A 25861-nucleotide genomic window follows, 5' to 3' on the forward strand; every position below is an offset into this window, starting at 1 on the left:
CCTTTGAGCGATGCGTTGGAAAGTTTACTGCGCCGTCCAGCCGCCGTCGATGGATAGGCTGGTGCCGGTCACCTGTTTTGCCGCATCGCTGGCAAGATACAGCGTCATGGCGGCAATGTCCTCAACGGTGACGAATTCCTTGGTGGCCTGGAGATGCAGCATCACATCCTTGACCTCGCTTTCGGCAATGCCGCGCGCCTTGGCGGTGTCGGGAATCTGCTTTTCCACCAGCGGCGTCAGCACATAGCCGGGGCAGATGGCGTTGACGGTAATGCCGCTTTGCGCCACTTCCAGCGCCACCGACTTGGTCATGCCGAGAATGCCGTGCTTGGCGGTGACATAGGCGGATTTGAACGGCGAAGCGACCAGGCCATGGGCTGAGGCGATATTGATGATCCGCCCATATTTTTTCGCCTTCATCGCCGGGATGGCGGCGCGCATGGTGTGGAAGGCGCTGGACATGTTGATGGCGATGATCTGGTCCCATTTGTCTATGGGAAACTCCTCAACGGGGGCGACATGCTGAATGCCCGCATTGTTGACGAGAACATCGATGCCACCGAATTCGGCGATGGCGGTTTCCACCAGTTCGGCGATTTCCTTGGGCTTGGTCATGTCGGCGGGGTGGTAGAGCGCCTTGCCGCCGCCCGCTTCCAGCTCCTTGCGGATCGACTCGATTTCACCGAGCGGGCCGAAACCGTTGATCAACACATTGGCGCCTTCCGCCGCAAAGGCGCGGGCAATGCCAAGCCCGATGCCGCTGGTGGAACCGGTAATAACGACAGTCCTGGTCATGGCGTAACTCCCTGTGCGATGAATTTTTCTGGTTTGGCCGTGTAGCGAAGCGGTTGGTTGCGTCGCAGCAAGGTTAAACCTATGCCCAAACCCCTGTTCTATGCAATTGCCCTGTGTCATCACATAGCGATGAAAACCAACAACAGATGGGGATGAGGAAACAGAGGCTTTGTGCCTTCGTTTGTTTTTCATTTTCAGTTTTGACTTGGCGTAAAACTTTCGTATTTTGATTAAAGCGAAAGAAAGCGAAAACTCTGGGAGGAGTATCATGGGCGGTTTTGTGCTGGCGATTGACCAGGGAACGACGTCGAGCCGTGCCATCGTGTTTGATGGGGCGATGCGGATTGTCGGCACGGGTCAGAAGGAGTTTCCGCAGATCTTCCCGCAATCGGGTTGGGTGGAGCATGACCCGGAAGCCATCTGGGACAGTGTTATCCACTCTATCCACGATGCGCTGGCCCGCGCCCGGATCACGGCAGGTGACCTTGCCGCCATTGGTATTACCAACCAGCGGGAAACCGTTGTGGTCTGGGACAAAGACACCGGCAAGCCAATCCACAACGCCATCGTCTGGCAGGATCGCCGCACATCGGCGTTTTGCGAAACGCTGAAGCGCGACGGGCTGGAGGCAACATTTACCAATAAGACCGGCCTGCTGCTCGACCCGTATTTCTCCGGCACCAAACTGTCCTGGCTGCTCGACCATGTCGAGGGCGCCCGTGCCAGGGCAGCCGAGGGTGGCCTATGTTTCGGCACCGTTGATACCTATCTGATCTGGCAGCTGACGGACGGCAAAAGCTTCGTTACCGATGCCACCAATGCCTCGCGCACGCTGATTTTCAACATTGCCGACCATGGCTGGGACGAGGAATTGCTGGCGCTATTGAACATCCCCGCCGCCATGCTGCCTGAGGTGAAGGATTGCGCCGCCGATTTCGGCGTGACCGACAAGGCGGTATTCGGCGCGGCGGTACCGATCCTTGGCGTGGCGGGCGACCAGCAGGCGGCCACCATTGGACAGGCCTGTTTTGCGCCGGGCATGGTCAAATCCACCTATGGCACCGGCTGTTTCGCGCTGCTCAATACCGGCGCGGACCGGGTGGTGTCGAAAAGCCGGTTGCTGACCACCATTGCCTACCGGATGGATGGCAAGACCACCTATGCGCTGGAAGGCTCGATCTTCATTGCCGGTGCGGCCGTGCAATGGCTGCGGGATGGATTGAAAGTGATTGGTGATGCGGCGGAAACCGGACGGCTGGCGGCTGAAGCCGATCCCGGCCAGCCGGTCTATCTGGTGCCGGCCTTCACCGGTCTCGGTGCGCCCTGGTGGGACCCGGATGCACGCGGCGCGCTGTTCGGCCTGACCCGCAATACCGGACCGGCGGAACTGGCCCGCGCCGCGCTGGAAGCCGTGTGCTACCAGACTCGCGATCTCCTGGATGCCATGCACAAGGATTGGCAGAATGGCGAGGACGATATGGTGCTGCGCGTCGATGGCGGCATGGCGGCCTCCGACTGGACGATGCAGCGGCTGGCCGATCTGCTGGACGCGCCGGTCGATCGCCCGTCTGTTATTGAGACGACAGCACTCGGTGCTGCTTTCCTCGCGGCCAGCCGTGTCGGTCTGTGGCCCGGCATGGATGCTTTCGCCCGTGCCTGGGCGCGCGACCATCGGTTTGAGCCGGTCATGGATGCCGAGACCCGTACGGAAAAGCTCAGAGGCTGGCGGGATGCAGTCAGACGGACGCTGACGGCGGATTGAGAAAATGATTCAGGTTGGTTCCGCAATGAATCAAAAGTCTATGGAAAGACATTGATTTCTATAGGTATTTATTGAGGCTTTGGCCTGCGCCGAGGCTTGATCTTGCTTCAAACTCCCATTCATTGAACGCTGCGTTCTCATCCCAGGGTTTGCCAAGCGGCTCATTTGCACTTACCTGCCTGGCGAACAACTGAGGATGCGATCCATGGAACTTGGCCTTTATACCTTCGCTGATGTCGATCCCAATGCCCCCAACAAGGGGCTGGAGGCCAAGCGACGGGTGGATGATCTGCTGGAGGAAATCCGGCTGGCGGACGAGGTGGGGCTGGATGTCTTCGGTCTTGGCGAACACCATCGGCCCGATTACATGGCGTCATCGCCCGCCACCATTCTGGCCGCCGCTGCTGTGCAGACCAAAAATATTCGCCTGACCAGCGCGGTCTCGGTGCTGAGTTCCGATGATCCGGTGCGGGTGTTCCAGCAATTTGCCACCGTCGATCTTCTGTCCAATGGTCGGGTGGAGATGATGGCCGGGCGCGGCTCCTTCATCGAAAGCTTTCCGTTGTTCGGCTATGATCTTGATGATTATGATCTTTTGTTTGCCGAAAAGCTGCAATTGCTGATGGAGATCCGCGATAACGAGACCGTCACCTGGGAAGGCGAGACTCGTAAGCCGATCCAGGCCCGGGGCGTTTACCCCAGACCGTTGCAGGACCCGCTGCCGCTGTGGATCGCGGTGGGTGGTACGCCGCAATCGGTGGCCAGGGCTGGCTATCTCGGCCTGCCGCTGGCCATTGCCATCATCGGCGGCGAGCCGCGCCGCTTTGCGCCGCTGGTCGATCTTTACCGGCAGAGCGGGGCGAAGGCCGGGGTCGATCCGACCGCCTTGAAAACCTCGATCAATGTGCACGGCTTCATCCACGACACGACCCAATCGGCGGCTGACATTTTCTACGCACCACAGGCGCAGGTGATGGACCGGATCGGCCGCGAGCGCGGCTGGGGGCCGACCAACCGGGGCCAGTATGACGCGATGCGCGGTGCGCATGGGGCACTGTTCGTCGGTGACCCGGAGGCGGTGGCCGAAAAGATTGTCGCCCATCACGCTCTGTTCAAAAACGACCGCTTCCTGCTGCAAATGGCCATCGGCCCGATGCCGCACAAGGATATCATGCGCGGTATCGAGCTTTATGGCACCAAGGTTGCGCCATTGGTGCGGCAAGAGCTTGGCCATGACTTGACGCCGGTCGGGGCGGGGGCGTAAGCAGCGGCAAAATCCGCAAACGCTCATGAAAGTCCAACAATGATCATCTCCAGCGACGAGGAACTCCAGCACCTGAAGGAGATCGGCACTCTTTGCGCGCTGGCCGTGAAAACCATGGGTGCGGCGCTGGAGCCGGGGATTACCACCCGCGAACTGGACCTGATTGGCCGCAAGGTGCTGGAAGACAATGGCGCGCAATCGGCGCCGGAATTTTGCTATCAGTTTCCCGGTGCCACCTGCATCAGCGTCAATGAGGAAGTGGCCCACGGCATTCCGGGTGACCGGGTGATTGCCCGGGGCGATCTGGTCAATATCGATGTTTCCGGCGTCAAAAATGGGTTTTTCGGCGATACCGGCTCATCCTTCATCGTACCGCCGGGTAAGCCGAAGATCGAAAAATTGCTGCGTGATGGCAAGCGGGCGCTGTTTCTCGGCGTCACCCAGGTCAAGACCGGTGCGCCTTTTGCCAGTATCGGCAATGCCATCGGTGCCTTCGCCGCCAAGAACCGCTATACGCTGATTGCCAACCTTGCCAGCCACGGCATTGGCCGCGAATTGCATGAGGAGCCGCGCGAGCTTTCCACCTGGGCCGACCCGGACGAAACAAGAATCATGCAGGAAGGCCAGGTTTTCACCATCGAGCCTTTCCTGTCGCTGGGCGGTCAGTGGGCCGAGGATGGCGATGATCCCTGGACGCTCTACAGCGACCCGAAAGCGCCGACCGTGCAATTCGAGCATACGGTGGTGGCGACCCGCAATGGGCCGCTGATTTTGACGATGGTGGAGTGATACCAAAAGTCATTTCAATGACTTTTCGTCGTCCATTCAAATATGGTGTCAGCTTGCAAAGCTGACCGCAACGCCCTTTTTCTTGAAATAGGCCTGCATGATCTTGCGGCCCTGACGATTCGGCTGCGCAAGCTTTGCCGCCTCAAACACCGCTTCCTTGGCGCCTTCGCGTGCCATGGCGGCCTTGAGAGCGGCGATATGCACATCGATCTCCTCGTTATCGTTGTTGATCGAGGTGTAGATATTGTCGATGGCCTGTTGCAGGCTGAGGTCGCTCATAATGCACTCCTTGGAATTTTCTCCCTCCACTAGCGATTTTTGCGGTTTCAGCAAGCTTTAGCGATAAGAAACTGTCGACTTGAAGCACGACCGGGCATTTTTTAGGATGGCGGGGAACCCGGGAGTCCCTACTTCCTTTGATGGCTCAATCAGTATTTTTGGTTTGTTGGGCCAAAGCGGCAGTGCGATAAGCAGCCCATGATGCTCACGCCCCCCAGACATGCCAATCTCCCATTCACCGCTCTTGCCGGTGCGCTGGCCTTGGCTGCGGCCATGGGTTTTGGCCGGTTTTCCTTCACGCCCATTCTGCCGGGGATGATGACGGATCTTCATCTTCTGCCCGCCGATGCGGGCCTGATCGCAGCGGCGAATTTCCTTGGCTATCTATTCGGAGCCGTGCTTGCCGGCCAAGGCTGGGCGGCGGGGCGCGAAAGGTTGATTGCGTTGTCTTCGCTTTTGGCCACAAGCCTGCTTCTGGCCGCCATGGCGCTGACGCAGCATGTGGGAATGTTCATGCTCATTCGCTTTCTGGCGGGCGTGGCCAGTGCCTTCGCGATGATCTTCACCAGTTCCATCGTGCTTGCCTATATCAGTGCCCATGCCAGCCTTCATGGTGGTGAATATGCGCAATCCACCCATTTCGGCGGGGTAGGCCTGGGGATCGCCGCGTCGTCCCTGATGGTCTACGCATTGCCACACCTGTTTGGGCCGCACCTGTTTGGCACCTCCGCCTCCGCAGGGTGGCGGCTGGACTGGCTGGCCGGGGCGGGACTGACCTTTGTTGTCTTCCTTGTCGTCAGCCTGCTGTTGCCACGGGTGCGTAAAACTGAGGTGAGGGCCGAGCAGGAACCGCCGCTCTCCTGGGGCAGGCCCTTTCTTTTGTTGTTTGCCTCCTATGGCCTGTTCGGCTTCGGCTATGTGGTGACGGCTACGTTCATCGTCACCATGGCCCGCATTGCCAATGCGGGGCCGGTGGCGGAATTTCTGGCGTGGTTTCTGGCGGGCATCATGGCGGCGGCCTCGCTGTTTGTCTGGCGTCCCGTGCTGGATAGGCTTGGACTGGCGGGCGCCTACAGCCTTGCCCTGCTTCTGGCAGCCATTGGGGTTTTTGCCTCGGTTGTATTGGCGGGCATGGCTGCCCCGCTCATCGGAGCGGCACTTCTCGGCTTTACCTTCATGACGATCACGGCTTATGGCCTTCGCCTGGCCAGAGCCCTTGCGCCAGCCAGTCCCCGCAAGGCGCTGTCGATCATGACGGCCGCCTTCGGCGTCGGGCAGACGATCGGACCTCTGGTCGCCGGCTGGCTTGCCGCCATCAGCGGCAGCTTTGCGCTGCCAAGCCTTGTTGCGGGCGCTGTATTGCTTGTCAGCCTCATTCTGGCCGCAAGCCTGTGGAGAAAGACGGTCTGAAGACCTTTGCAGCGATTACAAATCGTTAAGGTGGTATTCCCACCATTGCTGCACTGCGGCTTCTGGCATAGTTTGCCGCGCTGCTGCATCGGACCGAAAGTTAAGAACCGGTTTTTGCACGGCGCTGTAAAGTCGGCCACGACCATATCTTCAGGAAAGCGAGACCCCGTGTTTCACTCATTCTTCCCCAAACCGAAATTGTTTTTTCCAACCGCTGTGCTGTGGGCGATGCTCGCCATCGCATTTTGGTATGGCGCGGGTGAACAACTTGGTACTCACTTGGGCTTTGCATCTCAGGCTCAAGGTGCCGAACCAACAGTAGGTGTTTCGATTTTCTGGGCGCCTGATTTTATTTGGTTTTACATCTACTTTGCTGCGGTTGTCGCTATTTTTGCCGGGGCTTGGGCAGTTGCATCGCCGCATCCATGGCAACGGTGGTCGGTGGTTGGCTCCGCAATCGTTCTTTTTACTGTCTATTTCCAGGTTCAAGTCAGCATTGCGATCAATACTTGGAACGGGCCGTTTGGTGATTTGATACAGGCAGCTGTATCAAAATCGCGCCCGGTCGCTGCAAGTGAATTTTATTCACAATTTATTGTTTTTCTTGAAATTGCTTTTCTTGCAGTGGCTGTTTCCGTTCTAACTCGGTTTTTCGTTAGTCATTATATCTTTCGCTGGCGCATCGCTATGACGGACTTTTACATGGCGAACTGGCCAAAGTTGCGTCACATCGAAGGTGCCTCACAGCGCGTTCAGGAAGATACGATGCGCTTTGCAACGACTGTCGAAAGTTTAGGTGTGAGCCTCATCAGCAGCGTTATGACGCTGATCGCGTTCACTCCGCTGCTAATACGGCTTTCGGAAAATGTTAAGGAATTGCCCCTGGTCGGAGCTATCCCTTATCCACTCGTCTTCGCTGCGGTTTTATGGTCTGCTTTCGGTACTGCTCTTCTTGCTTTGGTCGGTATTAAATTGCCGGGGCTTGAGTTTCGTAATCAACGTGTAGAAGCTGCGTATCGTAAAGAACTTGTATACGGTGAAGACCATGCGGACCGTGCAGAGTTGCAGACGATGAAGGGTCTGTTCGATGCAGTCCGGCGCAATTATTTTCGTTACTATTTCCATTATATTTATTTCAATGTCGCTCGGTATTTCTATTTGAATTTGGACACGATATTTTCTGTTGCGGTTCTCGTACCGTCATTTGTCGCAGGCACAATTACCCTTGGGTTGTTGAACCAGATATCGGGAGCATTCGGACAGGTTACGTCTTCCCTGCAATACCTTGCCAATTCCTGGACAACCATTGTTGAGCTTCTTTCTATTCAAAAGCGCTTGAAGGCATTTGAGGCTGCAATCCAGGATGAACCATTGCCGCAAATTGATCAGCGATATCTTGCGCGGCAAGACAGTGATTAAAAATCCTTAAGTGGGCAGTCTTTTTAAGAAGGCTGCCTTCCAATTCCCTAAAACGACGACCCGGCCGGATTTTTCCGGCCGTTCTGTTTTTCCAATATCGCCACGGCTTGCGAATAGCTTACGCAGGCGACATCGTCTCTGTGGCAGACGTCCGTCACCAGCCGCTCCATTGCCCGCCAATAGGCGCCGCCATTCATCAGCACGAAGTGGAAGCCGAACTGCACAGGTTTACGGTCGCCATTATACTGGGCCTCGAAGGCGGTTTTGAACGCCTGATAGGTGCGTTCCTCGTATTCGGCGCTTTTCGACGGGTTGTCGAAGCCCGCCGAATGGCGCACGAACATGTTGTAATCCATGCCGATGATCGGGCGGTTGTCCGGTCCTTCCGGGATCAGCGGCAGGCCAAAGCGGGTGAGAGTGCCGTCCTGTTCGGGCGCTTGTGGGCCTTTGGTGACGAGGCTGGCGTCATAGAGAAAACCAGCCTGTTTTTCGGCCTCCACCATGCCCTTGCTGGTCGACAGATACGGCGCGCGAAACCCCTTGATGCCGGTCTTGACGAAATCCTGCCAGCCCTCCGGCTCCTTGTCAGCCACGCCATTCTGTTTCCAAGCCCCGGCCATCACGGTCTTTGCAGTCGAAAATTCGCTCAGCCAGTCCGCCTTGCTCCAGTCCTTGCCGTCGAAATGGCCGCAGGCATGGCTGGAAATATCATGTCCGGCGAGATGCGCGGTCCAGATGTGCTGAAGCCTTGCCGCAGCATCGGATTCGTCGGGGGCAAAGCCGACATTGGACTTGCCGGGCTTCTGGCCTGGCGCCTGATAGGCTTTCGAGGCAGGCCCTCTGGCAATCAGCGTCGTGCACGAAAGAAAATAGGTGAAATGCGCATTGGCTCGGCTGGCGATATCGCCGCTGCGCTCCCAAAGCCTGTTATCGGCAGCACCATCGAAGGAAATCAGCAGCAATTGCTTCGGCTTTTGCGGCGCGTCAGCCGCGTTCTGGGCAATGGCGATGCCCGGCATGCAGAGCGCGGCTAGGATGGTTCGAAGCGATGAGGAGAAAAGCGGGCGAAACGGTGCCAAGCGAACAACCTTGTTGTGAACAGAGTATCGGACCGAAAAGTGGAAACAGGATTTCGGACGATACGACGCGAAAAAACCTAGAACGATTGCGCTGCTTGCCGGGCAAATGCGGCGAAGCTTTGATGGTCATGGCTGGATCGTTCGCCCAATCGTCTGGCGTTTACGGTCGTTCCCCCCAAATTATGCAGGCTGGTCAAGAGCAGGCCGACCGGCTATCTCTATGGTCTTTCATTCGCGGGGGATTTTTATGTCTGTCCTTATTCTTGGTCTGTTGTTTTTCACATTGGTGCATCTCACCCGGACGATTGCGCCGGGTTTTCGCGATTCCATGGTGGTCCGCCTCAGCCTGAACGGCTGGAAGTCGCTGTTTTCAGTCCTGTCCCTGCTGGGCATTGCCATTATTGCCTATGGCTACAGTATCGCGCCAATCGTCAATGTCTGGTTTCCGCCGGCTGGCATGACCCATCTGACATTGACCCTGATGGTTATTGCGATGATCTGTCTGGTGGCCAGCCTTCTCCCGGCTGGCCATATCGCTGCAAAAACCAAGCATCCCATGGTTCTCTCGGTGAAAATCTGGGCCCTGGCGCATTTGCTGTCGAATGGCGACCTGCGCTCGATCCTGCTGTTTGGCTGGTTGCTGGCCTGGGGCGTCGTCCTGCGGATTTCCTTGAAGCGCCGGGAGCGGGCAGGCCTGCTGGTACGCGCACCGTTCGTGTCGGCCAAATACGATATCTATGCCGTGGTCATCGGCCTGGTCGCTTACGTCGCTATCCTTCTCAAGCTGCATGAAGTGCTGATCGGCGTCTCACCATTGCCAATGTAATCGCGCTTTTTGATGGGGAGATGGGTGTTTTGCCCTTCTCCCCCTTACATCGGCGCAAAAATCGGGTAGAAGGCCCTGCATCTTGTTATGTATTCGACAGGCCCAGATATCCGGACAATGTAATGGCAAATCATAACGACAGCTTTATCCGCGAAGTCAATGACGAGCTTCGCTCCGAACAGATGCGCCGTTTCTGGCGGCGTCTGGGGCCAGTGTTCATTGGCATTGCCGTGCTGATCGTGGTGGGCACTGCCGGATACCGGCTTTATGATTATTACACAGACGACCGTGCCTCCAAGTCCGGTGACCGCTTTCTGGCGGCGACCAAGCTGGCGACAGATGGCAAGAATGATCAGGCGCTGAGCGATCTGCAAGCACTAGAAAAAGACGGGTTCGGCGCCTATCCGGTGCTGGCGAAGCTTCGAGCTGCCTCCCTCATGGCTGAAAAGGGCGATGCCAAAGCGGCGATCGATGCCTTTACCGCCATCGGCAAGGATAACAGCGTTCCGCAGGTTATCCGCGATGTCGCCCATATCCGCGCCGCCTGGTTGCTGATCGACAACGGCACCTATGAACAGGTGTCCGCCGAGGTTGAAGCGCTGGCGGTTCCTGGCCAGGGCCTGCGCCATTCCGCCCGTGAGGCGCTCGGTCTTGCCGCCTATAAGGCTGGCCAGATGGAACGCGCCCGCGAATGGTTCCAGCAGATCACCGAGGACAGCGAAGCACCGCGCAACGTGGCCAATCGCGCCCAGATCATGCTGGACAATATCGCTGCTGCCGGAAAGGCGTCCTGACACTTTCAACGGGCTGCTAAGCAACGCTGTTGCGCTGCTGCCCGACATGCTCTCACGCATCGGATCGAAAACCGCTTCACAGGTTTTGCTCCGATGCGCTACTGTTTTAAAGTCCGCTTGAAGACGGGCTGGATATAACCGGATACCAAATTATCATGAGCTTTACCGTCGCCATCGTCGGACGTCCCAATGTCGGCAAATCCACCTTGTTCAACCGCCTGGTTGGCAAAAAGCTGGCGCTTGTCGATGACACGCCGGGCGTGACCCGCGACCGGCGGCCCGGTGAGGCCAAGCTGGTGGACCTGCGCTTCCACATCGTTGACACTGCCGGTCTGGAAGAGGCTGGCGCTGACACGCTGGAAGGCCGGATGCGCGCCCAGACCGAAATCGCCATCGACGAGGCCGACCTGTCGCTGTTCGTGGTCGATGCGAAAATGGGCCTGACCCATGTGGACAAGGCGCTGGCCGACATGCTGCGCAAGCGCGGCAAGCCGGTGGTGCTGGTGGCCAACAAATCCGAAGCCCGTGGTTCGGATGGCGGCTTCTACGACGCCTTCACGCTTGGCCTTGGCGAACCGGTGCCGATTTCCGCTGAACACGGCCAGGGGATGATCGACCTGCGCGACGCCATTGTCGAGGCTATCGGCGTGGATCGTGCCTTTCCCGAAGACGATGATGACGTGGCCGAGACCGATATCGTCCTCAGGCCCACTGTCGAGGGTGAGGATGATGAGGAAGATCTGGCCTATGACGATACCAAGCCGCTGCGCGTCGCCATTGTCGGACGTCCGAATGCCGGAAAATCAACGCTGATCAATCGCTTCCTCGGTGAGGACCGGTTGCTGACCGGCCCGGAAGCCGGAATTACCCGCGATTCGATTTCGGTCGAATGGGATTGGCGTGGCCGCACCATCAAGATGTTCGACACGGCGGGCATGCGCCGCAAGGCGCGGGTGATCGAGAAGCTGGAAAAGCTGTCGGTGGCCGATACGTTGCGCGCCATCCGCTTTGCCGAAACCGTTGTCATCGTCTTTGATGCCACCATTCCGTTTGAAAAGCAGGATATCCAGATCGTCGATCTGGTGCTGCGCGAAGGCCGTGCTGCGGTTCTCGCCTTCAACAAATGGGATCTGGTGGAAGATCCGCAGGCGGTGCTTGCCGAGCTGCGTGAAAAGACCGAACGGTTGCTGCCGCAGGCACGTGGCATTCGCGCCGTGCCAATGGCGGGCCAGACTGGCTACGGTCTTGAAAAGCTGATGCAGTCGATCATCGACACCGACATGGTGTGGAACAAGCGGATCTCGACTGCCAAGCTCAATCGTTGGCTGGACAGTGTGCAGACCCAGCATCCGCCACCGGCGGTTTCCGGTCGCCGGTTGAAGCTGAAATACATGACCCAGGTCAAGGCCCGCCCGCCCGCCTTCATGATTTCCTGCACCAGACCCGATTCCGTGCCGGAAAGCTATATCCGCTATCTCACCAACGGCTTGCGCGCTGATTTCAACATGCCCGGCGTGCCGATCCGCATCCATCTGAAGGCGTCGGAAAACCCGTTCGAGAATAAGCGGAAACGGCGCTGATTCAACTTTCCAACGCCTGGTTGATCGGCTTTTTCCGCCGCATCAGCATCCGCCAGCGCCCCTGCGTTTTGGCCTCGATGACATTGTCGAGAAACTGGCGGGTGGCGGAGGCCCAGGAATAGGTTTCGGCCAAGGCTCTGGCATGGCTGCGGGAACAGGCGAGTGCTTCAAGGCAGGCGGTTTTCAGGTCGTCGTTGAGCGCACCAGCCTTGGGATCGGAGATGATGTCGATCGGTCCGGTGACCGGAAAGCCCGCGACGGGTACGCCGCAGGCCAGCGCTTCCAGGATCGTATTGCCAAACGTGTCGGTTTTCGAGGGGAAAACGAAAACATCGGCCTGCGCATAGGCGCTTGCCAGCTCGGCACCGAATTTGACGCCGGTAAACAGCACGTCTGGATAGCGTTCCGCCAGTTCGGCGCGGGCAGGGCCATCGCCCACCACCACTTTCGAGCCCGGCAGGTCGAGATCGAGAAAGGCCGGCAGGTTTTTCTCCACGGCGACCCGGCCAACTGTCATGAAGATCGGGCGGGGCAGGTCGAAAGGGTTTGCCTCAAGCGGCTGCGGGTGGAACAGTTCGGTGTCGATGCCCCGGCTCCAGAGCCGCAGATTGCCGATCTTGCGATCTTCCAGCTCTCGTTTCAGACTTTCGGTCGCCACCATGCACGCACCACCGGCGCGGTGAAACCAGCGCACATAGGCATAGAGCAGCGAAAGCGGCAATGGCAGCCGGGCCGCGACATATTCTGGAAATCGGGTGTGATAGCTGGTGGAGAAGGCGAGGCCCTGGCTCAGGCACCAGCGCCGCGCCAAGAGACCCAACGGCCCTTCGGTGGCGATATGGATCAGGTCCGGGCGGCTTTGCTTGATCGCGGCTGCAATCCGCCACGGGCTGGCCAGCGACAGGCGGATCTCGGGATAGGTGGGCATTGGCAGGCTGCGATAGTCCGCAGGCGTCACCATGGTGACGGTGACGCCCATCCTGGTCAGTTCGGCATTGGTGTTTTCAATGGAGCGCACTACGCCATTCACCTGCGGATGCCAGGCATCGGTCACGATCGTCAATCTCATCGCGCGTGCTCCTCGATCCGATGCGGTGCTTCACGGACAGGTGGGATAGTCCCGCTTGAAATGCTCCCCCGGCGAAACGAGAGCCTGCTATCGGGTGCCATTTCGCCGGGGAATCACGCAGAAGCCCCCGCCACTGTCCTTTGGCTTATGGGCCAGCATTGTAACAAAGGAATGAAGGTGGATTGATCGCCGGACTTGACCATCGCCACTGGTCATCGTGGCGCCAAACCCTATAGTCTTGGAGATACAGATTTTTTGAGCAGAGGATGGGCCATATGCCGACCAAGACCGATCGTGCCAGCAAGACCGCGGTGACAGCAGTGAGCGATTGGTGGCGCGGCGCGGTTATCTATCAGGTCTACCCACGCTCGTTTCAGGATACGACAGGCGATGGCATCGGTGATATCAAGGGCATAACCCAGCGCTTGCCCTATATCGCTTCACTTGGAGTCGATGCCATCTGGCTGTCGCCGTTCTTCACTTCGCCCATGGCAGACATGGGCTATGACGTCTCTGACTATTGCGATGTCGATCCGATGTTCGGCACGCTTACCGATTTCGATGATATGATGACCAAGGCGCATGATCTCGGCCTGAAAGTGATTATCGACCAGGTGATTTCCCATACATCCGACCAGCATCCCTGGTTCATTGAGAGCCGCGCCAGCCGCAACAATCCCAAGGCTGACTGGTATGTCTGGGCCAATGCCAAGCCGGATGGCACCGCACCGAGCAATTGGCTATCGGTGTTTGGCGGCCCGGCCTGGGAATGGGATGGGGTGCGCAAGCAATATTACATGCATAATTTCCTGGGCTCGCAGCCGGATCTGAATTTCCACAATCCGCATGTGCAGCAGGCGGTGCTGGACGCCACGCGTTTCTGGCTGGAGCGCGGCGTGGATGGTTTCCGGCTGGATACCGTGAACTATTATTTTCATGACAAGGAATTGCGCAACAACCCGCCACATGCGCCAGACAGCGGCGATGCCGGGCTCGATGCGCCGGATGTCAATCCCTACGGCATGCAGGAGCATCTGCACGACAAGACCCAGCCGGAAAATATCGGCTTCCTGCAAAAACTGCGGGCGCTGCTGGATGAATATCAAGACCGCGCCACGGTCGGCGAGGTTGGCGATGGCGCACGGTCGTTGAAAACCGTGGCCGCCTATACCAGCGGCGGCGACAAGCTGCATATGTGCTACACATTCGATCTGTTGGGGCCACATTTCACGCCGTCGCATATTCGAGACTGCGTCACCTCCTTCCAGTCCATGGTCAAAGACGGCTGGGTGTGCTGGGCCTTTTCCAACCATGATGTGATGCGCCATGTGTCGCGCTTTGCGCACGGGCCGGAAGAGATGCCGCAGGTGGCCAAGCTCGCCCTTAGTATTCTCGCCAGCCTGCGGGGGTCGATCTGCCTTTATCAGGGCGAGGAACTCGGCTTGCCGGAGGCGGATCTTGCCTTTGAGGACCTGCGCGATCCCTATGGCATTCGTTTCTGGCCGTCGTTCAAGGGCCGCGACGGATGCCGCACGCCGATGGTCTGGGAAAAAGCCACGGCGCAGGCCGGTTTTACCAGTGGCAAGCCATGGCTGCCGGTTCAGCCGGAGCAGCAGGCTCTGTCGGTGGATGCCCAGGACAAGGACAAAAGCTCGGTTCTCAACCATTACCGCAGCATGCTTGGCTTGCGCAAAGCCCATCCTGCCCTGCGCGATGGGTCCATGTCCTTCCTAGATATCAACGAGGATGTGCTGGCCTTCCTGCGCGGTGAGAACAGCGAAAGATTGCTGTTCGTCTTCAACATGCGGCGCGGACCGCAAGAGGTTCGCCTGCCGGAACACATGACGGTGAAGGAGATCATCGCATTGCCGGATGCCCGCAGTACGTTCGAAAAGGGCGTGATTACGCTGGATGCATTAGACGGTTTTTGCGCGCGGGTGTGACAGTCCGCTCGATAATCGCCGCTGGCCCGTCTGCAAATGGCAATTTCTGCGCTTGCCTGATGCATTCGCATTTTCGAACGAAAAACCGCTTCGCACTTTTTCTGAAATGCTTGTACTCACGTACATTAAGTACGCTCCGTTCCGGTTCTCGAAATCACCATTTTCGCCAGGCCAGCAGCAATTCTTGAACAGACTGTGAGGTCGTTATTGCATAATTCTTTAAACCGTAATCGGTTTAAAGAGAAAATTATGCAGCAGATATAAAGAGCTACAGCGAACCTTTGTTCGCCATATATGGCGAACAAAGGTTCGCTGTAGCTCTTTAATAATGATAGCGGCATTGCGCCACGATCAGCACTTGATCGCCATCCTGACCTTTCACCGCATAAACTAGCCGATGTTCCTGGCTGATGCGGCGTGACCAGAAGCCTTTGAACTGGCCTTTCAGTGGCTCTGGCTTGCCGATGCCTGAAAAGGGGTGGCGTTTGGTGTCCTTTAGCAGGGCATTGATCCGCTGCGCTGTTTTGGGATCGGTTTCCTGCCAGAAGCAGTAATCTTCCCAGCCTTCATCTGTAAAGGCGACCAGCATGGATCAGGCATCATCCAGATCAGGGAGATGGCGCGGGGCAAAGCGGCCTGCTTCTATCGCCTGTTTCGCCTTCAGCAGACGGCTGGCATTGGCGGGCGAGGAGAGGAGATGCAGAGTTTCCACCATGCTCTCATATTCTTCCTTGCTCATCAGCACGGCAGAGGGCTTGTCCCGGCGCACGATCTCTACCGCCGAGGCATCCTCGTTTACCTTGTCGAGCAGCCCGGCCAGTTCGGCCCGCGCTTTGGAAAAAAACACCGTGTCCATCAGGATCTCCCACTTGTACTGAATATAGTACAAGTCGAAGTTCGGTGCAATCACTCACCCAATCAGCATAAACTTATCGACATCCACCATGCCCTTGTCGGAAATCTTCAAGTGCGGGATGACCGGCAGCGGCAGGAAGGCGACCTGCAAAAACGGTTCCTGCAAAGTGGTGCCAAGCGCGTAAGCCGCCTGGCGCAGCTCATGCAGGGTGTCGCGCACGCTCTCAAATGGCTCAAGGCTCATCAGGCCCGCGACGGGCAGGGGGATTTCGCCGGTCACCTTGCCGTCTTCCACCACCACGAAGCCGCCCTTGATGTCGGAGAGGCGGTTGGCGGCCATGGTCATGTCGTCTTCGGAGACGCCGACCACGCAGATATTGTGGCTGTCATGGCCGACCGTGGAGGCGATGGCGCCCTTTTTCAGGCCGAACCCCTGCACAAAGCCATTGGCGTGGTTGCCGTTCTTGCCATGACGCTCGATGACGGCGACCTTGATGATGTCGCGGTCGAGATCGACACTGGTCTGGTTGCCGGAGGCGGGCAGGCGGTAGCGGCGATATTCGGTGATGATCTTGCCCGGCAATACGCCCATGACAGGCACTTCGCCATCACTGACCGGCACGGCAAAATCGGCTGACTTGACGATCCGGGCCTTGACGCTGTCGAGGCCAACCGGGGCTACCGGCTTGCGGGTGGCAAACAAAGCGTCGGTGACACGGCGACCAGCCGCAAACACCGTTTCAGCCTTGCAGTTTTCCAGACTGTCCACCACCACCAGATCGGCCCGCCAGCCGGGGGCGACCAGGCCGCGATCCCGCAGGCCAAAGGCGCGGGCCGCTGAGATGGAGGCGGCGCGGTAGATGGCCAGCGGCTCAACCCCATGGGCAATGGCGGTGCGGATCATATAATCCAGATGGCCTTGCTCGGCGATATCAAGCGGGTTGCGGTCATCGGTGCAGAGCGCCAGAAAGGGCGACAGCCGCTCGGTTATGATTGGCATCAGGGCGTGCAAATCCTTGGAAACCGAGCCTTCGCGCACCAGAATATGCATGCCCTTGCGGATCTTCTCCAGTGCTTCTTCCGCCGTGGTGCATTCATGTTCGGTGCGAATACCAGCGGAGAGATAGCCATTCAGGTCATTGCCACGCAGCAACGGCGCATGGCCATCGATATGGCCGCCCTGAAAGGCTTCCAGTTTGGCCATGCAGATCGGGTCCTTGTGGATGACCCCGGGGAAATTCATGAATTCGGCAAGGCCGATCACCTTCGGGTGTTCGCGGAAGGGCAAGAGCCGCTCGATGGGCAGGTCGGCACCCGAGGTTTCAAGATGGGTCGCAGGCACGCAGGAGGACAGCTGCACGCGGATATCCATTATGGTTTCCAGCGCCGATTCCAGGAAGAACTCGATGCCCTCAGTCCCCAGCACATTGGCGATCTCATGGGGATCGCAGATGACAGTCGTCACCCCGTAAGGCAGCACGCAGCGGTCGAATTCATGCGGCGTGACCAGCGAGCTTTCAATATGCAGATGGGTATCGATAAAGCCCGGCACGACGATCTTGCCGGATATGTCGATTTCCTCGCGGCCCTGGTAGGTTCCGCAGGTGCCGACAATGGTATCGCCGCAGATGGCGATATCGCTTTCCACCAGATCACCGGTGACGAGATCAAAAAACCGGCCGCCTTTCAGCACGATATCTGCGGTTTCGCGGCCGACGCCCTGGTCGATGCGGCGTTCCAATGGGCTCATGGATGTGGCTCCTTCGGTCTCAGGTCTGGATGAGCGACAAACGCCGCTCGAAAAAGCTTGGGCGTGGGCGATCCTTGCCCAGCAATGTCAGAATCTCTCTAGCACACTCTTCCGGCGTCTTGTCGGTTGTATCGACGACCAGATCATAGCGACCATGTTCATGCACAGCCATTTGCCAGCGTAGTACGGGCGCTGGCACCGGATCGTCCGTTGAGCCTTGCAAATAGTTTACGGTGCCATTGGAGGGGGAGGCGGTCCGGCGGACCATGATTGTCGTCAACGCGCAGCGGACACCGATGAACAGCACCGGCAGGCCAGCCAGCCGTCTGGCGCAATCATCCAGGATATGCAGTGGCCGTGAATAGGCCTCGTGATAGCCCGCATCGACAACCACATTGATTCCCAGGCGGCTATGGGCGGCAACCGTTTCATGCAGGGCGGCATATAGACGCTGCACGACTGCTTCTTTTTCGGGGTGCTCGCCGCCGGGCCGCAAGCCGATACCGGGCCTGTGTTGTTCGCTAATCGTGGCCATCTGTGCATCAACGCCAAGATTGACCCAGAGGCCCGGAAAGCTGTCCAGCACCACCTTTGCAATGCTGGACTTACCGGAGCGCGGCGCCCCGTTCAGGATCAAGATCTGTCCCGCAGACCCGATCTCCCGCTCTGCGTCCAGAGTCACGCCTCGACGGTCACGGTAAAGCCGTGGCGGGTGCTGTCGCCGGGGGCGAGTGTGGCGGTATAGGGCCGTTCCACCAGTTCGCTGCTTTTGCCATGGCGGGCGGCCATGCCGTGCCAGGGCTCAATGCAGATGAAGGGCGCGCCGGGTTTTTGCCAGAGCGCCAGATTGGGCAGGTTTTCAAAGCGGAAATGCAGGCTGGCCGCATTCTCGGCGCTATAGGTGAGGGCGGTCCCAGTCCCCTCGGGAAAGATCATCGCATCTTCCTCGAACTGGCTCTTGTCCAGCACCAGCCGCCCGGCATGGAAGGGCGAGGGGCGGGCTTCTTCGGCCAGCAGACCGCCGCCAAGCCGCAACAGGGCTGGCTCGGCGCCATTGTCTAGCGTGATCGTGTGTGGCTTGCCCTCTGCTCCTGGCAAGGGCCAGAGAAATGCCGGATGGAAGCCGAGTCCATAGGGCATGGGCGTGTCACCGCGATTGGTAACCGTGGCGGACACCGTTAGCGCCGCACCGTCTAGCCTATATTCCAGCACCAGCGAAAAATCGAAGGGATAGACCGCTTTGGTCTCATCATTGGCGGTCAGTTCATGGCGACAGACATCGGCTCCAGCCTCCAGCAGCGTAAACTCGCGGCGTCGGGCAATACCATGCTGGGCCATGGAATAGGGCTTGCCGTCGATCAGCAGCGTATCGTCCTTGGCCTTGCCGACAATCGGAAACAGAATGGGCGAACGCCCACCCCAATAGGCCGCATCGCCATGCCACAGCAGGGCCTTGCCGTCTTGCGTGCGAAGGGACTGCATCTCCGCGCCAAGCGAGGAGATCTGCACGGTAAGCTGGTCATTGCCGATCTCGGTCAGTGTGGGCATGGGCGTCTCTCTCTTCAGTGGGCGTGGTGCTGATTCCGGTTTTCTATAGGATGCTCTATGTAACGAAAATATGGAGAGAAATTTACCCGCTCTTCGTGGCACATAAACGGCAAAAGACGCGGATGATAACACCCGCGTCTAATGCTACAGCCGAATTACTCAGCCGCGGCGGTCTTCCCGCCTTCCCATTTGTACATGGAGAAGCTTTGTGAGGTGAGGTCGCCGGTTTCGCCATAGGTCAGCTTGCCGATGGCGGTCGGGATTGCATCACCGGATTTGATCGCAGCAGCGACCGCTCCCGCATCCTCGGCGCTGCCGACCTTTTCAATGCCAGCGGCAATGACCTGCACGGCGGCGTAGGCGTTGAGCGTGAAGGCTTCCGCCGGAATGCCCTTGGCGGTCAGCGAATCGGCTGCAACCTTGGAATCCGGGTTTTTCAGCGCGTCGGCGGCATTGGTGAACAGCGTGCCATTGGCGGCGTCACCGCCGACAGTGGTATATTCGCTATTGGAGAGGCCATCGCCCGCCACCACCACGGCTTTCAGCCCGGCATCCTGCATCTGGCGCACCAGCAAGCCGGCTTCCGGATGATAGCCACCAAAATACAGCACGTCGACATTGGCCGACTTCAACCGGGTGACGAGCGCGCTAAAATCCTTTTCGCCTGCCGTCAGCGAATCGTTGAACACTTCCTTGACGCCATCGGCATTGAGCGCGGCCTTGAAGGCATCCGCCAGACCCTTGCCATACTGGCCCTTGTCATTGAGGATAGCGATCTTCTTGTCCTTGAAATGGGCCAGCACATATTTGGCCGCCACATCGGCCTGCTGATCATCACGACCGCAGGTGCGCAGCACGGTTGGCAAGCCGCGCTTGGTAAGGCTTGGGGCCGTGGCGGTCGGGGTGACCATCACCGCGCCGTTTTCCGCCAGCACGTCGGAGGCCGGAACGGCGACGCCTGATGTCACCGGGCCAACCACGAAACGCACGCCTTCACCGACCAACTGGTTGGCGGCGGACACGCCTTGCTTCGGCTCGCCCGCATCGTCGGCAGTCTTCAGCACCAGCTTTTCGCCCTTGATGCCTCCCTTGGCATTGATATCGGCAATCGCCGTCTCCGTGCCGTTCTTGATCTGCGCGCCAATAGCCGCCAACGGTCCGGTCAGCGGCGCCATCAAACCAATGGTAATATCGGCATGGACTGCCGGGGCAGCGGCGAGAAGCGCGGCAAAGGCAGCGCTCACCAAAAGATGAAGTTTCATTGGTGTCTCCTTGGGTCGGCGCTCCGATCTATGCCGGTTTGCACGCCTTTCGGGTTGTTCTGTTTCGTTCCCCGCATTGACTGTGGATGTAGCGGAAAACCCTGACAACCGAAAGGCCGCCGATATGCGGCAACAGATCAATATGTCTCTTTGACCGGGGCCGGATAATGCAAAATTTCATCTCTCCGCCGCCGTTGGATGAGGCGCTATCACGGCAGTCTGAAATCCTTCACTTGAAGATTGTCCGTCCATGCTCGGTCTCCGAGCCAAACACGGTCCCTGTGGCGGCATCGACGAAATAAAATGTCGGCTGAACGAGAAAATACATCCAGTCCTTGTCTTCAGGGCAATCTTCGGACACGCCACTGATCACCCAGGTGTCGCGGTCCTCGATCATTCCTCGCTCTGCCGTCGTCAGGCTTTCCCGCAAAGGCCTGTGATGCCTTTGCGCCAGGAATTGGCGCACCGCCTCTCGGGCGTCGTCTTCCCCGAGCATCTTCGATCAAGCCATAGTATGGTCGGCGCTCGCGCCGGAGATCAACCGAACACCGTGCGTCCACGCTCGGTTTCAATGCCATATACGATGCCGCCGATGGCATCGACGAGATAGGCGACAGGCACCGACGGTGGCTGCATCCACTCTTCTTCCCCGGGGGGGACAGCGTCGTAGGCAGAGACCACGAATGTCGGGCGGCTCTTGATTTCGGAAAATGTCACCCGGACCGAGGTCTCGTCCCAAGGCGTGTATTTTCGGTGCGTCAAGAAACGCTCGGCGGCCTCGATCGCTTGCTGCTCAGTGATCATTGTGTGCTGCCCCGTAAAAGGCGTTGTATGTGGCACCGCCCACCGTGATCGGTCCGAGCAGAACACCTTTGGCTTCCTCCCCCATCTTGGCGACGGTGATGCCGTAATTGCCGTTCAGCGGGAACTGAATTGCCGAAAGTTCGCCTGGGCGCGCACCGCCAGTGCGGGCCAGTCCGTAGGCCTCGGCGGCGGCTTCCTCTATATAGCGCAGGATATAGGAGCGCTTGTAAGCGCCCATCTTCATATAAAGACCGGGACGACCGAGCAGGGAAAAGGCTTGCGTCAGCCGCTGATGGATACGCTCGTGATAGACCGTCTGGCGAACGGACCGGATAACCTCTGGAAAAGGTTTCGCTCCAGGAAAGAAGTCGCGGCCGATGGTCGCGACATTGTCCGGCCGGGTGCCGCCCTGTCCGGCGAATTTGCTGCGCGAGAACACCAGTTTTGCCTCGTAGATCCGCATTGGTCCGGCTTTAGGCATGGCTCGAGTGAACTGACTATAGCTTGGCATCGTGCCTTGGACGCTCTTGAACGTTCCTTTCGGCTTGCCCTTGAGCAGCAGCCCAAGCACGACATCTACGCCAAGAATGGTGATGGCATCCGCCAGATCCTTTGCCGCTTTGTCCAGATCTGCGGTGGTCTTGGCGGCCTGTGTGCCTACGGCGAAATCCAAAAGCTTTTCACCGCCTTGCATCGCTGCCGCTCCGATCATCAGCCAACCGGCGGCCAGAAGGATCACGTCGGCGATTTCGCCGACGCCGACAAAATGCGACCCAGCCCAGATCAGCACCACGCCCGCCATGATGGCAAGCGACGTGGGGGTGACAAGAGCCAGCAGCCGGTTGCCGATATCGGCGGGCAGCAGGGCGGCTGCCTTGCGCAAGACAGTTTCAAGCTTTGCTTGCAGCGATAAGCCGGAGACGGATGCAGCAGATGTGGTGATATCCATGCACAATTCCCCCCTATTTTCGAAAGCCTCGACAGGATATGTCTCTATTCCCGGCGGAGCGCTACAAAATATCGATCATGCCGCAATTAGATCATTTTAGGGAGAAGTTCGCAACGAGATTCCATTCGAAAGTGCCTGAAAATAAGGGCATGTGTCGCAAGTTGAAGTGACTGGATATCTTCTGAAAGCGACATATAGCAAGCGGATGAACTGCTTCAACACTTTGTTCAGAGGCGCGAACTTTTATTAAAAAAGGCGGCAGGAAACCCGCCGCCTTTATCGTCTCTAACGCGCAACTGTCCTCAAATATTGCTCATCAGTACCTTGCGCAGCTTGTCAAACAGCTGGTCAATCTCTGCCTTGGAGATGATCAGCGGCGGTGACAGCGCGATGATGTCGCCGGTGGTGCGGATCAGCAACCCGTCTTCGTAGGCCTTGAGGAAGGCGTTGAAGGCGCGTTTGGTGGGTTCACCATCGATGGGTTTCAGCTCCACGGCGCCGATCAGGCCGATATTTCTGATATCGATGACATTGGGGCAATCGGCCAGGCTGTGCAGCTGTTCTTCCCAATAGGGGGCAAGTTCGCTGGCGCGGGTCAGCAGGCCTTCGTCCCTGTAGGTATCGAGTGTGCCGAGCGCTGCGGCAGACGCAATCGGGTTGCCGGAATAGGTATAGCCGTGGAAGAACTCGATCATGTGTTCCGGGCCAGCCATGAACGCATCGTGGATTTCGGCGGTGACGAACACCGCGCCCATCGGGATGACGCCATTGGTGAGGCCCTTGGCGGTGACGATAATGTCCGGCGTGACGTCGAAATACTGGGCTGCAAACGGCGCGCCGAGACGGCCATAGCCGGTGATGACTTCATCGAAAATCAACAGGACGCCGTGTTTGGTGCAGATGTCGCGCAGCTTTTGCAGATAGCCCTTCGGCGGGATCAGCACGCCGGTGGAGCCTGCGACTGGCTCGACGATGACGGCAGCGACTGTGGAGGCGTCATGCAGGGTGACGATGCGCTCCAGCTCGGCTGCGAGATCACCGCCATGCTCCGGCTGCCCCTTGGTGAAGGCGTTCTTTTCCGGCAGATGGGTGTGGGGCATGTGGTCGACGCCGGTCAAAAGCGTGCCGAACATCTTGCGGTTGGAGACGATGCCGCCCACCGAAATGCCGCCGAAATTGACGCCGTGATAGCCGCGTTCGCGGCCGATCAGGCGGAAGCGCGAGCCATTGCCTTTGACCCGGTGATAGGCCAGCGCCACCTTCAGCGCGGTCTCGACCGATTCAGAACCGGAATTGGTGTAAAGCACATGCTCCATGCCAGCAGGGGCAATATCCACCAGGCGGTTGGCCAGTTCGAAGGCCTTGGGATGGCCGAGCTGGAAGGCCGGGGCATAGTCCAGCTCCCCCGCCTGCTGACGGATCGCTTCGGTGATCAGCGGGCGGCAATGGCCGGCATTGACGCACCATAGACCCGCCGTGCCATCCAGAACCTGACGGCCATCATGGGTGGTGTAATACATGTCCTTGGCGCCAACGAACAGGCGCGGCTCCTGCTTGTATTGGCGGTTGGCGGTAAACGGCATCCAGAAGGCGCGCAGGTCGTTTGGAATGTTGGTGCGATTGGACATGATGATCTCCATGGCCCTTTCCGCGGGCCGTGTCAGTGGTTTCGGTGCCATATCCGGTGGTTTGATCGGCTGCGGGATTAGCGTCTTCATAGAGTGAAGGTCATGCCGCAGTGACATGGACATATGGCGCTGTAACTGGCAAATCAGCCGTCCTGATAGGTCAGCCGCTCCGCATAAATTTACCGCGCGGTCAAAGTAGCAGCCGGCCTTGTGCCGTCAAGCGGCCAGAGGGCGGCTATCCTGAATAATCAGCAAAACCAGTGTTTCTTCTGATGCATAATGTCCTGATCAAACCAGAATTGGCATCAGGAGGAAATGGAGTTGAAACGCGATAACGGCGCAGCATTTTTCTGCATTTGATAAAACGCAAAATACGAAAGCATCACGGATTGCACGTTCAGCGGGCAAGGTCGGCGCAAGCTCGTCATGGGTATATGCCAGCATGATCAGATGCAGGATCGAAGGGCAGTTCGACAGCATCGATCGACCGGCGGCCACTGCTGCATAACTCTTTAAGTCTCATGGGATTTGAAGTGTGCAGGAGCAGGAATAGACGCTTTTATGAAGAGAGCGGGCTCCGAACTGCATTGGTGGTTCGGGGTCTGTTATCTTCTGGCCGGATAGGCTCGGTTATGTCGTTTGACGAGCGCCGAAAGTCGCTAATGGATTTTGAAATCTGAAATTTTATGAAGCAGATTGCCTGTTCAGCTTGCTGTCAGGAATAGCCATTAATGCAGATTCGCGCTGGCTGCTGTGCCGCTTACAACGGTTCAGGCGGGGATAGTCGAGGCGGCCGGTGTATTTTTCAACACCAAGCCGCCTTTATTTTAGGTCGAACTGTTATGTCAGCGTTATCATTCAAGCAGCGTTTCTGCTGCTTTCCTGATGGCAGAAAATATCCTCGAGCGTGCCGAGCACTTTCATGACGGCATCCGATGTGCTGGAATAATAGATGGTCTGGGCATCGCGGCGGGTCTTGACCAGCTTCTGGGCGCGAAGCTTGGAGAGGTGCTGCGACAGCGCCGACTGGCTCAAGCCAACCTGCGAGGCGAGAACGCCAACCGGCACCTCACCCTGAACCAGGCTGCACAGGATCATCAGTCGCTTAGGATTGGCCATGGCCGTGAGCAGGCCGGCAGCCGCATTCGAGTGATCAGACAAGTCATTGGCTTTCATCTCTCAATCTTCCTTTGAAGCGATTGGCCTGCACACATGGCAGGCCCTGGTTGTTGCGTCCCACAAAAAACCCTACGCCTAGAGTCTAGCAATATGAGGAGGATTGTATATGCCTAAATTTAAGGTATCGTTTCATCTTAATTAGATTGGAGTGAAGGGTGTGTGTCCAAAGACACAATTTCACGCTCAAATTCGCATCTAAACAGCCTTTTACCCCAAAAAAAGTCGATTCCGGACGCATCCAACCCGCAGATTGTGACTTTTCCCTTCGACTTTTGCCCCGTATGATAAGGGGGATTTTTTATGATTTTCAGAAGTCCATACCCTAAATCTTGTATGGTTTGATCCTCGGTTTTGCCGTCGGCAAATCTCAGTTCTGTTCGAATCAACAGATCGGCTCCATCAAGGACAAAGGCTTTTCCGAACCCGCCGTTTAAAGCGGCGCGTTGTGGCATGAGCTGAAAAAACAGAAAATCCGGAAAGTCGATATAGAGCTTTGCCTTGGGATGACGGGCCAGGAAGCGGCGGCGCATCGTCTGATGGATGTCGCTGTCGGGGTCCACCGGGCTTGCAAGGCATTGCACGCTGAGACGTGGATGGGCGAGCGGATCGCCCTTGCCGGGTTCGCCAGCCAGCAGCGATACGCGGGGATCGGCCAGCATGGCCCTGGTGTGAGCCGACAGGCGCGAGACCAAAACCGTCAGCGTTCCATCCGGCATGGTGCCCATCAGCACGCGGCTGACGAAAGGCCCGCCGGTTTGCGGATCGAGAACGCCCAAGGGAACATGGGTGGCGCTGCGCAACAGGGTTCGCGCTTGGCGCCGCGCCTCGTCATCGGTCGGACGGATGGGAGAGGGGCGGTCGATCATCGGGTTGTCTC

The 25861-nt window shown here is 58.1% G+C and carries 25 protein-coding genes; 9 read left to right on the forward strand and 16 right to left on the reverse strand.

The window, feature by feature from the left end; translation table 11 throughout:
* Nucleotides 1-24: 24 nt before the first annotated feature.
* Nucleotides 25-795, reverse strand: a complete 771-nt coding sequence (locus ASB66_RS22210; protein WP_060719930.1) for a 3-hydroxybutyrate dehydrogenase — start codon at nt 793-795, stop codon at nt 25-27.
* A 268-nt stretch (nt 796-1063) separates the two neighbouring features.
* Here ASB66_RS22210 and glpK point away from each other — a divergent pair, with 268 nt between their 5' ends.
* The 3 genes from glpK to map all read left to right on the forward strand — a co-directional run bounded on the left by glpK (nt 1064) and on the right by map (nt 4610).
* Entirely contained in the window at nt 1064-2557 is a 1494-nt protein-coding gene (gene glpK / locus ASB66_RS22215) for a glycerol kinase GlpK (protein WP_114386933.1), read from the forward strand.
* A 205-nt stretch (nt 2558-2762) separates the two neighbouring features.
* Nucleotides 2763-3821, forward strand: a complete 1059-nt coding sequence (locus ASB66_RS22220; protein ID WP_060719928.1) for an LLM class flavin-dependent oxidoreductase — start codon at nt 2763-2765, stop codon at nt 3819-3821.
* 39 nt (nt 3822-3860) lie between these two features.
* A complete protein-coding gene (gene map, locus ASB66_RS22225) occupies nt 3861-4610 on the forward strand; it encodes a type I methionyl aminopeptidase (protein ID WP_060719927.1) in 750 nt (249 codons plus the stop codon).
* 48 nt (nt 4611-4658) lie between these two features.
* Here map and ASB66_RS22230 read toward each other — a convergent pair whose 3' ends face one another.
* Nucleotides 4659-4889 (reverse strand): hypothetical protein, encoded by a 231-nt coding sequence (locus ASB66_RS22230; RefSeq protein ID WP_060719926.1) that lies wholly within the window; start codon nt 4887-4889, stop codon nt 4659-4661.
* 198 nt (nt 4890-5087) lie between these two features.
* Here ASB66_RS22230 and ASB66_RS22235 point away from each other — a divergent pair, with 198 nt between their 5' ends.
* Together ASB66_RS22235 and sbmA are read left to right on the forward strand one after the other, a co-directional pair.
* A complete protein-coding gene (locus ASB66_RS22235) occupies nt 5088-6299 on the forward strand; it encodes a YbfB/YjiJ family MFS transporter (protein ID WP_060719925.1) in 1212 nt (403 codons plus the stop codon).
* Nucleotides 6300-6467: 168 nt separating this feature from the next.
* Entirely contained in the window at nt 6468-7718 is a 1251-nt protein-coding gene (gene sbmA, locus ASB66_RS22240; protein ID WP_060719924.1) for a peptide antibiotic transporter SbmA, read from the forward strand.
* Nucleotides 7719-7765: 47 nt separating this feature from the next.
* On the opposite strand, the gene ASB66_RS22245 is transcribed toward sbmA, so the two are convergent.
* Nucleotides 7766-8737, reverse strand: coding sequence for a polysaccharide deacetylase family protein (locus ASB66_RS22245; RefSeq protein WP_060719923.1), 972 nt, complete (start codon nt 8735-8737; stop codon nt 7766-7768).
* Nucleotides 8738-9044: 307 nt separating this feature from the next.
* On the opposite strand from ASB66_RS22245, the gene ASB66_RS22250 reads away from it, so the two are divergent.
* The 3 genes from ASB66_RS22250 to der all read left to right on the forward strand — a co-directional run bounded on the left by ASB66_RS22250 (nt 9045) and on the right by der (nt 11997).
* The gene (locus tag ASB66_RS22250) at nt 9045-9623 is read left to right on the forward strand and encodes an NnrU family protein (RefSeq protein WP_060719961.1); all 579 of its coding nucleotides are present in this window, start codon (nt 9045-9047) and stop codon (nt 9621-9623) included.
* 122 nt (nt 9624-9745) lie between these two features.
* Nucleotides 9746-10417 carry a tetratricopeptide repeat protein gene (locus ASB66_RS22255; RefSeq protein WP_060719922.1) on the forward strand — a complete coding sequence of 224 codons (672 nt, stop codon included), beginning with the start codon at nt 9746-9748 and terminating at the stop codon, nt 10415-10417.
* A gap of 155 nt (nt 10418-10572) precedes the next feature.
* Nucleotides 10573-11997, forward strand: coding sequence for a ribosome biogenesis GTPase Der (gene der, locus ASB66_RS22260; protein WP_015916784.1), 1425 nt, complete (start codon nt 10573-10575; stop codon nt 11995-11997).
* A 1-nt stretch (nt 11998) separates the two neighbouring features.
* Here der and ASB66_RS22265 read toward each other — a convergent pair whose 3' ends face one another.
* Nucleotides 11999-13066, reverse strand: coding sequence for a glycosyltransferase family 4 protein (locus ASB66_RS22265; protein WP_060719921.1), 1068 nt, complete (start codon nt 13064-13066; stop codon nt 11999-12001).
* A 275-nt stretch (nt 13067-13341) separates the two neighbouring features.
* On the opposite strand from ASB66_RS22265, the gene bglA reads away from it, so the two are divergent.
* Nucleotides 13342-15009, forward strand: a complete 1668-nt coding sequence (gene bglA / locus ASB66_RS22270) for a beta-galactosidase BglA (RefSeq protein ID WP_060719960.1) — start codon at nt 13342-13344, stop codon at nt 15007-15009.
* Between the two features lie 322 nt (nt 15010-15331).
* Here bglA and ASB66_RS22275 read toward each other — a convergent pair whose 3' ends face one another.
* From ASB66_RS22275 to ASB66_RS22330, 12 genes are all read right to left on the reverse strand, one after another.
* Nucleotides 15332-15598 carry a Txe/YoeB family addiction module toxin gene (locus tag ASB66_RS22275; RefSeq protein ID WP_060719920.1) on the reverse strand — a complete coding sequence of 89 codons (267 nt, stop codon included), beginning with the start codon at nt 15596-15598 and terminating at the stop codon, nt 15332-15334.
* Between the two features lie 3 nt (nt 15599-15601).
* Nucleotides 15602-15865, reverse strand: coding sequence for a type II toxin-antitoxin system Phd/YefM family antitoxin (locus ASB66_RS22280; protein ID WP_060719919.1), 264 nt, complete (start codon nt 15863-15865; stop codon nt 15602-15604).
* A 54-nt stretch (nt 15866-15919) separates the two neighbouring features.
* A complete protein-coding gene (ade, locus tag ASB66_RS22285; RefSeq protein ID WP_060719918.1) occupies nt 15920-17614 on the reverse strand; it encodes an adenine deaminase in 1695 nt (564 codons plus the stop codon).
* A gap of 19 nt (nt 17615-17633) precedes the next feature.
* Nucleotides 17634-18296: a chloramphenicol phosphotransferase CPT family protein gene (locus ASB66_RS22290; RefSeq protein ID WP_060719917.1), complete on the reverse strand. Its 663-nt coding sequence runs from the start codon at nt 18294-18296 to the stop codon at nt 17634-17636.
* On the reverse strand, nt 18293-19162 hold the full coding sequence (locus ASB66_RS22295; protein WP_060719916.1) for an aldose 1-epimerase family protein: 870 nt from the start codon (nt 19160-19162) through the stop codon (nt 18293-18295). Before ASB66_RS22295 ends, ASB66_RS22290 begins: the two co-directional genes overlap by 4 nt.
* A 155-nt stretch (nt 19163-19317) precedes the next feature.
* Nucleotides 19318-20424 (reverse strand): branched-chain amino acid ABC transporter substrate-binding protein, encoded by a 1107-nt coding sequence (locus ASB66_RS22300; protein WP_060719915.1) that lies wholly within the window; start codon nt 20422-20424, stop codon nt 19318-19320.
* A gap of 229 nt (nt 20425-20653) precedes the next feature.
* A complete protein-coding gene (locus tag ASB66_RS26110; RefSeq protein WP_147274068.1) occupies nt 20654-20920 on the reverse strand; it encodes a hypothetical protein in 267 nt (88 codons plus the stop codon).
* 41 nt (nt 20921-20961) lie between these two features.
* Nucleotides 20962-21228 carry a hypothetical protein gene (locus ASB66_RS22305; protein ID WP_060719914.1) on the reverse strand — a complete coding sequence of 89 codons (267 nt, stop codon included), beginning with the start codon at nt 21226-21228 and terminating at the stop codon, nt 20962-20964.
* A complete protein-coding gene (locus tag ASB66_RS22310; protein WP_060719913.1) occupies nt 21218-22177 on the reverse strand; it encodes a hypothetical protein in 960 nt (319 codons plus the stop codon). The genes ASB66_RS22305 and ASB66_RS22310 overlap by 11 nt, the downstream gene beginning before the upstream one ends.
* Nucleotides 22178-22479: 302 nt before the next feature.
* Nucleotides 22480-23805 (reverse strand): omega-aminotransferase AptA, encoded by a 1326-nt coding sequence (aptA, locus tag ASB66_RS22315; protein WP_114386953.1) that lies wholly within the window; start codon nt 23803-23805, stop codon nt 22480-22482.
* Nucleotides 23806-24663: 858 nt separating this feature from the next.
* Nucleotides 24664-24981, reverse strand: a complete 318-nt coding sequence (locus ASB66_RS22325) for an ArsR/SmtB family transcription factor (protein ID WP_015916773.1) — start codon at nt 24979-24981, stop codon at nt 24664-24666.
* Between the two features lie 137 nt (nt 24982-25118).
* Complete coding sequence (locus ASB66_RS22330; protein ID WP_060719911.1) at nt 25119-25850, reverse strand: HugZ family pyridoxamine 5'-phosphate oxidase; 732 nt, start codon at nt 25848-25850, stop codon at nt 25119-25121.
* Nucleotides 25851-25861: the final 11 nt, after the last annotated feature.

The organism is Gillisella vitis (assembly GCF_001541345.2).
Lineage (GTDB): Bacteria > Pseudomonadota > Alphaproteobacteria > Rhizobiales > Rhizobiaceae > Allorhizobium > Allorhizobium vitis.